Origin of the sequence: Asticcacaulis currens (genome assembly GCF_028550395.1) — a bacterium.
Lineage (GTDB): Bacteria > Pseudomonadota > Alphaproteobacteria > Caulobacterales > Caulobacteraceae > Asticcacaulis > Asticcacaulis currens.
In genome coordinates this window covers 99677-113225 of record NZ_JAQQKW010000004.1, presented here as the reverse complement: position 1 = coordinate 113225, position 13549 = coordinate 99677, and the positions used below count along the sequence as shown (strand labels likewise).

6 protein-coding genes and 1 pseudogene are annotated in these 13549 nt (G+C 51.3%); 5 read left to right on the top strand and 2 right to left on the bottom strand.

Annotated elements, in window-relative coordinates; translation table 11 throughout:
• Nucleotides 1-184: 184 nt before the first annotated feature.
• Complete coding sequence (locus PQU94_RS08115) at nt 185-1624, bottom strand: hypothetical protein (protein WP_272740961.1); 1440 nt, start codon at nt 1622-1624, stop codon at nt 185-187.
• Nucleotides 1625-3138: 1514 nt separating this feature from the next.
• Here PQU94_RS08115 and PQU94_RS08110 point away from each other — a divergent pair.
• From PQU94_RS08110 to PQU94_RS08095, 4 genes are all read left to right on the top strand, one after another.
• The gene (locus PQU94_RS08110) at nt 3139-4395 is read left to right on the top strand and encodes an HlyD family secretion protein (protein ID WP_272740960.1); all 1257 of its coding nucleotides are present in this window, start codon (nt 3139-3141) and stop codon (nt 4393-4395) included.
• A 110-nt stretch (nt 4396-4505) separates the two neighbouring features.
• Nucleotides 4506-6596, top strand: coding sequence for a peptidase domain-containing ABC transporter (locus PQU94_RS08105; RefSeq protein ID WP_272740959.1), 2091 nt, complete (start codon nt 4506-4508; stop codon nt 6594-6596).
• Between the two features lie 619 nt (nt 6597-7215).
• Nucleotides 7216-7671, top strand: coding sequence for a hypothetical protein (locus tag PQU94_RS08100; protein WP_272740958.1), 456 nt, complete (start codon nt 7216-7218; stop codon nt 7669-7671).
• A gap of 45 nt (nt 7672-7716) precedes the next feature.
• A complete protein-coding gene (locus tag PQU94_RS08095; RefSeq protein WP_272740957.1) occupies nt 7717-9501 on the top strand; it encodes a hypothetical protein in 1785 nt (594 codons plus the stop codon).
• Between the two features lie 286 nt (nt 9502-9787).
• On the opposite strand, the pseudogene PQU94_RS08090 reads toward PQU94_RS08095, so the two are convergent.
• Nucleotides 9788-10021 (bottom strand): annotated as a pseudogene (locus tag PQU94_RS08090) (IS110 family transposase); the annotation flags it as partial.
• A 204-nt stretch (nt 10022-10225) separates the two neighbouring features.
• Here PQU94_RS08090 and PQU94_RS08085 point away from each other — a divergent pair.
• Nucleotides 10226-12328, top strand: coding sequence for an AAA family ATPase (locus PQU94_RS08085; RefSeq protein WP_272740956.1), 2103 nt, complete (start codon nt 10226-10228; stop codon nt 12326-12328).
• The last annotated feature ends 1221 nt before the right edge of the window (nt 12329-13549 follow it).

Genomic DNA, 13549 nt, shown 5'->3' with positions numbered 1-13549 from the left:
ATCTCAATAGGCGGTCGGCGCCGTAAGATCCGGGCGGGATTGGTTTTCAGGATATTCTTGGGGCCATTCATGCATTTTCTCCATAGGTCAGCGCGCGGAGAATTCCGCGTGTGAGTTTATGGAGGGCCGTGACCACGAGACTAAGCTATCGTCTCCGCCCGGCGCCGTCAAAGCCCGAATCCGCTCAACTCCAGACTTGGTTGATAATCTGGGCCGCCAGTGAGGACTTATCCTGCGGTACAAACCGTCCGTAATGCCGGGCAACCGTTTCGGCGGTGTCCTGGATGGCATAGGCGGCGTGCTCGTAAGAACCGGTGGCCTTGAGTACATGCGTGGCAAGAACATCTCGAACCGCATGGGGCCCATGGGGCAGCAGGTCTTTAAGCGCGCCCCTCTGCGTATAGGGATTATAAACGCCATAACGGGCGATCGCCTGTCGCCAGAGGTCGTAGAAGGCCGTTTTACTCAGCGTCAGATCGCTTCGAGGACCGCAAGCGGTGGCCACAAAGACGGTGTTAGGATCTGCCGCTCGCCCTACCAGAATAGGCCTATGGCGGCGGACCCACTCAGCGATCAGGGAATAAAGGCCACCAATGTCCGGGAGGGTAACCCGATAAGGCCGACCGGCAAAAAAAGATGAGTTTGAATTCTTAAATGCCACCGCAGGGATCAGCACCTCCCACACATCACCGCTCCAGCGCATCTCGCCGCAACGTAACGCCTCCAGCTTCCGCTCGGATGAGGGCAGTTTCCCTTTGGGGCACAGACGCAGTTCGCGGAGGTTCCGTTGGCGAAGTCCAAGGTGAAGACCTAAGCGCAGCATCAGCAGCGCCCGGACGGCTTCGGCAGCCTCGACCGGATAAACCCTCCAGTCCGGGATACGGCGTTCAATCTCATCACAGATTTTGCGGTATTCACCGACGGGGCTCGGTGCCTCGAGAACGCTGAGAATCGGCTCGAAAGGGTCTCGATGGATGCGGGTAACGCGCCGGATGTCGGTAGTGCGCCCCTGCGTGTAAGTCAGGAAACGGTCACAGGCCGCGGTCCAGTCTGCTCGTATCTCGGCGATATCTTGCCGGCTGACCAGACCTTTGACGACGCGCAGGCGCTGAGCAAGATCAGGAGACTGTCGAAGCCAGCCGGTGCCGGGCCTTACCAACGACAGGGCGAAACGGAGGGCGTCGGCTTCACCCGCCACATAAAATCCGCGCGTCTCTTCACGCCAGCGCAGCCACTGGTCCCAGACCTTTGGCAAAACCAAAAGGCCGAGGGTTAGGGCGTGGGGCTTAATACCGACCGCCTTTAGCACCCCAAACATCTGCGCAAGCTGTGTCCGTTTCTGTTGGGCCGTCTCGGCATTCCACACGCCGGAGCGCTGGAAGCCGATCGGCACAAAGGCCGCTGTTTTGAAGGCGATAAGCGCCTCTATCTCCGCCTGAAGGGAGGTCGGCATATCAAGAGAGCCGCCGTCCGGCCGCAAGGCATAGGGCGTCTCAGAACGTTTCGTGACGTATCGACGATAGGCGGTGCCGCCGGTACCGAAAGTGCTATGCACCCATTCTAGGATCTGTGCCTGCTCCGCGGCTGGGCGTAGGCTAAAATCGCCGGGCAGATGCCAGGCCAACTCACCTCTCAGATGGCGAGAGACTGAACCGAGTGAACCGGTCTCCAACCGGCTCTGGGACGAAAGGCGTTCGACGAGGACATCTGCGGGATAGCCGTATCGCACGGCGATGGCCCGCAGGTGCGGCCAGTGCGCTTGCCCTTTTGGACGCGTGGTTCCTTCGGCCCAATCGCGTAAGGTTTTCCGGTGAAGCGTGAGCCCTTGCTCGCGCAAGGCAGACGAAACCCGCCACGCGCTGTCCCCGTGATCGGCCAGAAGACGCGAGAGCGCCTGATCGAACCGTGGCGGAAGCGGCGGTACGTCATGTTCAGGCGGACGGACCGTCGTCGATTTTGGCGATCGAACCGGTCACGGTACGCGGATGGCAACCGGCTTCATTCGTTGGCGCGCCATGGCGGCCAGTATGGGGACCAAAGCCTTGTTCAATGGGCGGAGATTTTCAACAGCAATGCCGGACCGAAGGCTCAGCTCGGAGAAAGCTATGCGGCCTTTCCTGTAGGGGAGCGGTATGTTTATATTGCGCAAACTCAAAAGGGCCTGCGTGAGTAGGTTGAAGCTGCCGGTGGGGAGGAGCGGTGCGAGCCTTAAATCACAATAGTTACGCACCTGAGTTGGGTTCAATGAGTGGGACATGGGACGCTCCGTCAAGTTATTCGACCCTATCACCTCGTCTGACCTGCGAGGGTGCGACTGTGCCCGCGTTCTGCGCCTTCAACGACCGGCGTCTCACGCTCGCACGGATAACGAGGTGAGATATGTCTTATTGGTTGGCACCCTTTTTTCGTCGTTGGCTTTTTCTTGAGCGCCTCACCGGTTTTTAGTTACAACGAGCCTTGGCAATTAGGGGGCACATTGCTGGGCATTGTTGCGGCCATCTGCTTTCAATCCTGGCGCCTGCTAGGAGTCGTCCTCGCTGCCAGCGCCATTTACGGCATGTGGGTGGGTGACCCGAGCGCAGTCTCCATAGCGGTCTTAAACGCCATCGGATGGGCGTGTATGTCGGTTGTGATGGGGGCACGGTGTCCGCGATGCGAATACACCCTTGCACCTTCGCGCAATCCTTTTGCCGAAGGGCCCGGCCGAAACTGGTGCCCGATGTGCGGTCGCGCCCGAACCCGGGTCTGGCCTTTTCAGTATTTGTTTAAGCCCGAACCCTGGGATGGCTCTTACCACGACGAGGGTGGCGGCCTCGGACCTCAAGATGCTATCCTGCTGTCAAGGGCGGATTCTTCAAAGGCCGCCCCCCCCCCGCAGATCGGGCCGTTCACATTGACGCCCGTCGAATTCTTCGGTGATCCTTCCCGGGTCTAGCTAAGAGCAAGAACGAAGGCTCACGTCCCGCGTGTCCCTATTCCTTTTGCGACACGTTGTGGGCAAATTTCGGACCCTCCTTTACGTTGATGTACAGACTGGACACCCGGCCGACAAAGGCGACTGACAATACCCAGTCCAAGGTATGGCCGCCAGCGCCTTGACGAGCATTAATGTGTTTAGGGTAGTGCATGGGGGAGATAATGAGCGAGTTCTTTCGTTCGGAAGCGGTTGAATTTGCTCGGCAACGCGTTGGGACACCATTTCAAAACTCCAGCGTAAAATACTGGATTGTATTAACTTTCATGGCGGCCGCTTTCGCGTCAGCTGTCGTGTTTGTGTGTTCGGCGCGCTATACGAAAAAGGAAACTGTTCTGGGCGCTGTATTCCCCGCAGAAGGAGTAACGAAAGTGGCGCCTTTGCGCGCTGGTGCTATCAAAGAGGTTTTAATTAGTAGCGGTGAGGTTGTAAAGAAGGGTCAGCCCCTATTCGCCGTTTCGTATGACTTGACACTCGAGACTGGTGAAACACTAGCGGGACGTATCAATGAATCCACCCAGACCCAAATCCAGTCTACAGAGCACCAGGGGCAATTGCGCAAAGCGCAGTTAGAATTCGAGAAAGCCGCTCTTGACGCTCGGGTGGACGGTCTGATGGCGGATGTTTCTCTCTATCAAAAGCAGGAAGCTATCCAGGCTGAACGCGTCACCCTCTTGGAAAACACGGTAGTTTCCTCGCGCGAGCTATACGAGAAAAAATTCATGTCTGCCGTCCAATTGCGACAGCGTGAAGACGCATTGCTTCAGGCCAAGCAAAACCTCGCCCAGATCACGCAGTCTATTCGCCAAGCTCAGAGCCAAATTCAACAGGTCAGCCGCCAAGCAAACGCCATGACGGCTCAAATTGCCGCATCCAGTGCAGAATTGGCGCTAGACCGCGCCCGGATGAAAGAGAAGCAGTTCAACGATCGTTCGACACAAGGGGGGGTCATAGTGGCTTCACGGTCGGGACGTATTGCTAGCCTTCAAGCGCGCGCAGGCGAGGTCATTGCCCCCAATCAAATGTTGGCACTGATTGTTCCGGATGAAAGCGGTTCGACGCAGGTAGTTCATTTATGGGCACCTTCCCGCGCTATCGGCTTTATAAAACAGGGGGCGAAAGTGCGTCTGATGTTCGACGCGTTTCCATATCAGACATTCGGAGTCGGTGGGGGTCGGGTGATGGAAGTGTCCTCGGCTCCCGTTATGCCAAATGAATTGCCACTGCCGATTGAGACAAGTGAGCAGATGTACAAGGTCGTCGTTGCCTTAGACAGAAATAATCTGACCGCATATGGGCGGTCCTGGCCACTTGTGCCTGGAATGCGTCTAACAGCGGATCTGATCCTGGATGAGCGTTCATTGATGGACTGGCTCTTAGACCCTCTCATCGCCATGAGGAAACGGAATAGCGACAAATAAAGTCATAACACTAACGATTGCGCTTTAAGTATGGAGATATATCCCGATGGGTGCTGGCGCGATACTTCCGAGCACTGGCTATTTGGTGCGGACGACAAAAAGGCACGGCCATGGTTCAGTTTCTTCAAACTGAAGCCGCAGAATGTGGACTCGTTTGTATCGCCCACGCGTCTGCGCGGCTTGGCGCGTTTCATGACGTGGCTGAGTTGCGCCGCAGATTTCCGGTTTCCAATCGGGGGCTTAACTTACGCCAAATATCCGAGATTGCGGCGGAACTGGACATTCATGCGCGTGGTGTCAAATGCGAAATCACTGAACTGGGAGACTTGAAGCTCCCGAGCATCCTCCATTGGGGCCTCAATCATTTTGTAGTCCTCGAGAAGGTCTCTAATACGAGTGTCCAAATTCATGATCCGGCTAAGGGCAAGTCCAAGGTTCCCCTTACCGAAGTCAGTAAAAAGTTTACAGGAATGGCTCTTGAATTGTCGGCGTCGCCCCAATTCAAAAAGCGGCGTGAGAAAAGCCCGCTAAGCATTAAATCGTGGATTCGCCTAACACCCGATTTGTTCGGAGGATTAGGTCAAATATTGCTTTTGTCGGCTATGCTGCAGGCCTATGTCGTAGCCTCCCCATTCTATATTCAGTTGGCGGTAGATCAGGCCGCACTTAAAGGCGACAAACAGCTTTTGGTTACGCTCGCCTTGGGGTTTGGTCTCTTCGGGTTATTCAACGTTGGCGCCGGGATTATACGTAGTTTTGCCATGCAGCACGTCTCCGCTCAATTAAGTTGGGACATGAGTCTGCGTTTGTTCCGACACATGGTGAGACTCCCGCTTGGCTGGTTCCAGCGTAGACATCTGGCGGATACAATCTCACGTTTCGAGTCCGTCAATCCTATTCGAGATCAAGTGTCGGGCGCACTCATCACATCAGTCATAGACGGCGTTCTTGCTGTAGTCACGCTAGGGATGATGTTCATTTTCTCATGGCCTCTCGCGATCTGCGTTATCGTGGGGGCAGCGACTTTTATTGCAATTCGACTCGCAACCCTACCCACATCCTTGCGTCTAAGTTCCGAAGGATTGGTGGCGCACATCAAAGAGAATGGAAAGCGCATCGAGACGATGAAAGCAATTCAGACGATTAAGACCATGTCAGCTGAAGCCGTTCAGGAAGGGCAATGGTCAAACAGTTATGCAGATCTACTGAAACGCAATATGGTCTCCGCGCGTTTCAACCTCTCTATTTCCGCATTACAGCAAACCTTCGATGTATTGGTGGGTACCTCGGTCGTCTTTTTAGGTGCTAAATCTATAATTGAAAACCAGATGACTGTGGGATTGCTTTACGCTTTCATGTCCTATCGGGGCCAGTTCACAGGCGCACTCAGCAAAATAGTGGAACAAACAATTCAATGGAAACTCAACGATGTGTACTCCCACAGGCTAGCAGACATTGTAATGACTCCCAAGGAGGAAGGTATTGACCGTGTAGAGACAAGTGAAATCCCGTTGAAGGGCGATATCGAACTTGCAAACATCGGCTTTCGTTATGCGCCGTTCGAGTCTTTTGTTTTCAAGGGACTTAACCTGTCGATTAAGGCCGGCGAGATGATAGCCATCGTCGGCCCCTCGGGTGCAGGCAAGTCGAGTTTACTAAAGGTGATGACGGGACTGTATCAACCAACCACAGGAGAGATACGCATAGATGGCCGCTCCCTGCAGGCCTGGGGTCCGAAGCCCGTTCGTCGCGCGATTTCGGTTGTCATGCAGGACGACGAATTGCTCTCAGGGTCCATCGCCGAAAATGTCGCCTTCTTTGATGACCTGATCGACATGGACAGAGTTTGGGAGGCTTTGGAAGCCGCTTGCCTAAAGGATGAAGTCATGGCCATGCCGATGAAGGCGGAAACCTTTGTGGGCGATATGGGAGGGTCCCTATCCGGTGGTCAGAAACAACGTTTGCTAATTGCGCGCGCCTTATACCGAAAGCCGAAAATCCTGTTTCTCGATGAAGCGACATCGCACTTGGATGTGCAGAACGAGGTTAGGGTTAACGAGAGCTTACGGCGGTTAAAGATAACGCGGGTAGTCATTGCCCATCGTCCTGAGACGATCCGAAGCGCCGATAGGATCTTCGACCTGAATTCGGGCTGCACTTTCGATCTGCCGGTGGCTATGAAGGAAATGGCCGAGGCATAGATAGCTGGCTGTCACTCGTGCCACCCCTTAGTAGCATACTCATGAAGAGGTACGGCCCTTCGTGAACTGAAGCGTACCGCGTCTTTGACACAAAAGCCCACCAATTTTGAACGCAGATACATAAGCGCCCTGAGCGCTTGCAAGAAGAATAATACCGCTTGACTTTTATCTTCCGGCAGGCAAACCTATGATTGCTATTCGAGTATTTATTTGGGCAGAACTTAAAAAACGAGGCAACAATGCAGCTTCAATTACACATAAAATATCGCGAATGTTGTGCGAATTCAAATATTTCGCGATAAATACAATTTATAATTTATTTACGTTTTTTTTAAATGCTTTTTACAAATCATAAATTTGCAATGAATAACTGGACAGAGCAAAATACTCGCAGCGGAGATTAACTTGAGCATTCCATTCGGGGGGACTCTTTCATGGGCACCGTAACATCGACTGTGGGTCACTGACAAATAGTTGCCGACTACAGTCGAGGTCAAAGAGACCCTCAAAACCGATCTGACGACGCCGAACATGAGTGTTCGATTAGCCGCCAGATACTCTCGTCGCCACTAAAAACGGGGGGGATGAGAGGCGCTTCCACACTATATTGGAGATCAAAATGAGAGTTCTATGCCTAGAAGAAATGGATTTTGTTGCTGGCGGAAAAGAAGACATCACCGAGGTGGTGATTACCGCACCTCGACGGGATTTTGAAGTAGCTGAGGAACTTTTCCGGTTCTGGGATATGCAAACACGGTTTAATAGTGACCCTATACAAGCGATTATAGAGCTGTTTAAACCATACAATCAAAATAATGCTGACGAACTGCGCGACGAACAACAAGAAATAGACAAAGCTGAAGATGCATGGAAGAATAAGGTCAATATGGGCGACCCAAATTTACACGAGACACGCGTCGTAGAAGATATCTACGGGTGGGAGCACACTGTAACAGGAAAAGTGTATATCGATCGGGACGGTGATGGCCGCATCGATGGCCAAGTCTTTTACGTGGGAGACCGGGTTACCATTGATACTGATGGTAACGGCACGGCGGACTTGTCCTGGAATTAACCGTAGAAGGGGGCCGCCTTGCGGCCCCCGGATTTAGAACGAGACATGAAAAAATATCTGGTCTTTTTCCTTCTGATTGCGTCCACAATTTGTGCAAACGCAAATGCTCGTCCGGACTCCGACGGCCAAGACTTATGTATGGCGTCAGAGATCAGATTGTCTCCAAGTACTAAATACTATTATTACATAAGAGGCGGCAACGATATATATATCGGAGAAACGGAATGTTTACTCAATGACTGGAAATCGTGCCCGGCAAAAAAAGTCCCAAATCTAAACATGTCAAACTTCTTTTTTGACAAAGAAGAGACCAATCTATTTGTAACCCACGGCCCGCTCAAAGAGCGGAACAGCAGCAGAATTATAGAGGGTGTGTACAAAATCGATTTAGAGAAATTGCTGAAGGGCACACCTTCTTCGGAACATTTAACAGTTTTCAATGGCGTAGGTCAGGCGACGACTGCCGATGCGTACTTTACGGTTGACCCTACCGGATTTGACCAAGCAGACGAAATTGAGTTTATAAAGCACATTAGAGCCATTTCGAGCTCTGCCAATTCCAATTCCAATAAAAACATTGGGATAAACTCTCGAGATATATACGGTGCCATATCTGGCGAAAAATATGTTTACCTATTTCGTGACAATGAATTTAAAATGTACATCGCTGACGACATGAGCCGTGAGCTAAGATTAATTTCAAATAATGGGAATTCTTTTTACAGCCAAAAAGAAAATCTATCATTCAAATTCGACGGCGAAAATTTTATATCGGTAATCTCTGGATCTGTCGTAAAATTCAGATCCGGTAAGATGGAATTCGTAAGTAAACCTGGCGGATCTCGATCAAGCCTTATTCACGGGCGCACACCATTAGAATATACTGGGTACTTTTCTTCGGATGGGTTGCATTTTCTGCGGCCAAACGGGGCCACTCAAGATAGAATCCGCGAGAATCGGAAATACTTTAAAAATGAATATGTGACTTCCATCACTCTAAACGAACAAGCTGACGCTTATGTCGTAAGCAGCTATGGATCGCTGGGTTACGACGGAAGGTATAGGCATCGAATATATGTTAAGAATCGACACGCCGACATTTTTTGCGGTGATAAAGGGATGGGTTATCGCTTTAGTATCACAAATTCTGGCGGAAGCGAAGGCGTCTGGGTAGAACGATACGAAGTATCAGAAAGCGCACCCTCAGTAGTTTATATCCACGGTGGTCCCGTTGAATATCAAGAGGAAATGGAAACCACACAAATAAAGTTTTTTCTGGAAATGGGATTAAACGTTGATGTAATAAATTACGGGGGATCAAATTACAATTACACCCTTTCAAATAAGTTAAAAACCAGAAATGAATTATCCATATTTAATGATTCAAAAAATATAGAAAAATATGTGTTTACAAAGTATAAAGATAGGAATGACTCAATATTATATGCGGAAAGCTTTGGGGGTTTGTTTTATAGACATTTTAGCCCGGTCTTTTTTAATAAATTCAATAAGACAATTTTGTATGCACCATTAGGGTCTGGAAACTTTGATGGTTTTTCATCTGTAAAGTTGGCTTTTGCAAAGTCGACTCTCGGTAAGAGAATATTTAAAAACGAATACGACCGTCCATTTTTCGCGAGCTTAACTGAATGTCATCTGAAAGGCGAAACCTTACTTATAGTTGGCGAGAATGACACAAACGTATCTCCACTGTATGACTTCAGAAACTGTGTCGGAGATAAGAAAATGAGGCTGCGCATGCACGCCGGCGATCATGATCAAAACGCAAATGAGAACTTCGAGTTCATCGCTAAGTATATAAAAGAGTAGATAGCGTTAGCGCAGTGATTGCTTCTGTGGTTGCCGCACATGATGCAAGAAGATTCTGACTAAATTTGCGAGGGATCGAGTGCGGTCTTCTGTAAGACCTTTTGGTGTTGCGCTACAAAGACCGCTGGCCGACATGGTGATCTGCGGGTCGGGTCCAAATCTCACATTCGAGCTGACAGCTCAGAGCAATTAACTGGTTTTCCCGATCCAGATCTGTTCGATCGTTTCGCCCATTCAGGTCGTCGCCTTCTCTCATTCCATTATCCGACTTCAGTTAAGTTCTGTATCATACCGCTTTTACATCAGCCACCTGTGCCGGAACTCGATAATCTTCGTTTTTCGTCAGCATGGCCCAGATAGTCCGAGCCATTTTATTCGCCAAAGCGATAGCGACAAGCATTCTGGGCTTTCTCTCCCTCATCTGTGCCAGCCATGTCCCTCTTGGGATTGCTTTGCAGCCCATCCAGTTCAGGCGAGACATCGCGCCAATGATGAGCAGTTGGCGAATGTCCGACTGCCCAGCCGACGTTGCCCCTCGGAATTGATCAAGTTTAGAGCTCGCTCTGGCCCATAAAAGAGGACCAGAGAATGAAGCGCAGTTGATTGAGCGTAGAGCAGATTACAGCGATCCTGAAGGAGCCCGGGGCCGCCGTTCCACTGATCTGATTTGTTGAAAGATAAATTTTATTCTTCTAACCTCGGTTGCAAAGCGGGAGGTGCGCAAATGAAGCTTGAAAAGGTATCGATTGCCAATCTGAAGGGGCTCAAGCAATCTGAGCTTGAACCAGGGGCCTTTGCCTGCCTGGTGGGGGAAAACAACGCCGGAAAATCCACCGCGCTCCAGGCGATCGTCTATGCCTTAAACAGGCCTGCAACGCTGCCTTTGTCTATGTATTATGACAAGACGTGGCCAGTCGTTATTGAGCTGACGTTTTCTGGAATAGCCGCAAGAGATTTACTTCGACTGAAGGAAGAGCATCGTTCAAGGATTCAGCCACTGATATCTGATGGCCGTCTAGAAATTCAGATTGTTTATAAGCCCGACGAAAGGTGTGAGGTTACAATATCTAAGCGACTGCCAAGGGAGGAAAAATACCTCCCTGATGTGATAACCGACCTCTTGAAAGGCAAGCAGGGAAAGGCCATCCGAAATACCTTGGCAGAGTCCTTTCCGGAGTTCGCGGAGGGACTGCCTGACGCATTGAACATCACTCAGGCGAAGGCATTTCTTGACGGGAAGATTACGCAGTTACCGGAGGATCAGTTTGAATCGAAGCCCGTGCCACTTCCTTCGGGTATTAGTTCATCGATTTCCGCATTGCTGCCAGAGCCGATTTACATTCCTGCGGTGAAGAATTTGGCCGATGACCTAAAGACGACGCAATCAACATCTTTTGGACGCCTACTGGGCCTGCTGCTTGATGATCTAACCCCCGAACTCGACGAGATTAACCAGTCGCTGCGAGAACTGAACGGGCTGCTGAATCGCGTCGTAAATGGTACCGATATCGTCGATGGACGACACACAAAGGTTCAGACGCTGGAACGCGTGATTGAAGGTTTCTTGAAGGAGAACTTTCCCGCCGTAAGAGTGGAGCTGGACATCCCACCTCCAGAGCTGAAAACTATACTGAACTCTGCCCAGATTTACGTCGACGACGGATCGAAAGACCTCGTGGATAACAAGGGCGATGGCATCAAGCGCTCGCTCACATTTGCACTGCTGCAGGCCTATGTTTCCCACATCGGTGGTTCCGATCCCGGAGAAGAAGATAAACCGCTTCCCCGGCCGCTTATATTCCTTTTTGAGGAACCGGAACTTTACCTTCATCCCAAGTCACAACGCGTACTTTTCAGGACATTAGCGCGGATATCTAGCGGGCATCAGGTCATCGTAACGACCCATTCGCCGCTTTTCTTCGAGCCGGGTGTCACCGCTTCTTTTGTACGTGTAGCAAAGCAGGATGCCGATCCGAAGCCAGTTGGAAAGCTGTATCCAGTTCGCTTTGAACTCGACCCAGAGAAGTCTGAATCGTTCAAGATGGCGCGTTTCGAAAATGCGGATGCCGCCTTCTTTAGCCGCCGGGTTGTACTCTTCGAGGGGGAGTCCGATGATGCCTTTTGTCGACATGTCGCGAAAAGTCTCCGTCCGGAATGGGACTTCGATACGAAGAACGTTGCTCTCGTTCGGGTCTCTGGAAAGGGAAACTTTGGCCGCTTCAGGAGGTTCTTCGAGGCGTTCGGAATCGATGTCAGGATCGTTGCCGACCTTGATGCCCTCTTTGACGGATTTCAGCATCTTGGGGCGAATCCTGATGCGACCGGCTTGAGAGAGGCCGCTTTCAGAACCATAGACGACCGAATAGCGGCTCTAGGGATAAAGGCAGAGCCGGCACCCAGGCAGATCAGAGATCGCGTCCATAAGCAGAGCTGGAAGGACCGATACGACGCCGCGAAAACCGCTCTCCGTAAGATGCAGCAGACGAAGGAGATTGATGAAGCTGCTCTGATGGAATTGGAAGAGCTTTTCGTCTGGGAGGAGGGCATAGCCAGATGCCGCGTGTGCCGCGAGGACGAAATCGCGCGAGATGCACTTGTCCCACTTCTCGACAACCTTCGAGCCAGCGGGATCTGCGTTCTTTCGAAGGGGGCTATCGAGGATTACTACCCTCCCCAGACTCCGACATCTGGCGCTAAGCCGGAGAGGGCACTCGAGGCCTGCCGGCTCATCTTGAACCAAGCTTCTGCCGAAGCCCTCTCAGGGCCTATCGCTCAAGATCGGCCACCTGAGTTGGTCCAGATTTTTGATGCCCTTTTGTCGGATTAGGAACCACTGCGAAAGGGCCTTGAGCTGCATGCATGCGCTAAGGGCCAAGGGCAGGGTGACCCTTGCGGGCTCGCGAAAAAAGAGAATAGAGCCAGAAGACTGTCCAAAGTGTTTGATGAAACTCTTAATTACTTCAATGATCGTGATATTTTCCGTCCCAAGGCTCTGGCTTAAACAAAAACTGTAGTGGCCATACGCCTTTGCGCGATCTTCCGCATGTATAACATGTCTCGGAAACTGGAAAATCTTCATGTCGCCATTTTCCCGCCCCCCTGGATATGTGCGTGCGGCACCTGGGGCACAGCGCTATAAAGTTAAATGACAATAATATTATACCTATTGTCGTAATCGCAATTTTTGGGGCAATATCATTTATGTAAAACAAGCCGGTTCCAAACGAAAAAAATCCTATTAAAGTCACTATTATTGGATAATACATTTTCCAGACCCTTTTATATTTGGTGGGCGCTTCCCATTTGAGCGTCCTCGAGGCCACCGATTGGTGCGGCCATATCCGTTAACTATGCCTCCGTTAAGCCGATAAGGCAATGTGGAGGCCAGCCATCGCGATGGCTTAGAGATCGCCCGCTGCGTGTCGACTCGGGCGTCGCGCCTCAATGCCACTAGCGGAGGGCTCGGACGTACCCGGGCTATGCCGAGGCATAACTGGCCAATACCGATAAAACAGCCCAAAGCGCCGCTCCGTTTTTTTGGGCTATGCCCCACCGAAGACTCAGGCCAAGGTCCACAGTGTGCCCCGCCTTATAGGCAGAGGTGCTCCACGTCGTATAAGGCGACACATCCCCCACAAATGTTTGAACCGCCAGTTTGGGAAGAACCCAAAGCTGCTTTTGGACGCCGTGCAGACGGCTATCCCTAAGGGGGCGTTCGTTCAGGATTAGCGACTTTACGAAACGCTCTAATTTCTGAATAGATTCAATGGCCTCAAGTTGGGGTGGTTAAATTGGACGTGTCTTATCCGGATTTTGGTGACTTTTGACGCGTCTTAACCGTCTAAAGTCAGTCCGGTCAAACCGAAGGACTTTGCCAATTTGAATAAAGTCAGTACCTTGGTTGGCGAGCCTTAACCGGCCCGCACACATCGCGCCTATATCAGGCGAGCCTACGTACCAAGGTCACACGAACTCCATCGCTATTGCGAATCTCAGAGCGGGTCGGGGGCCAGCGAATTTGCTTTAGCCTAACTTGCAGATCGTCGAT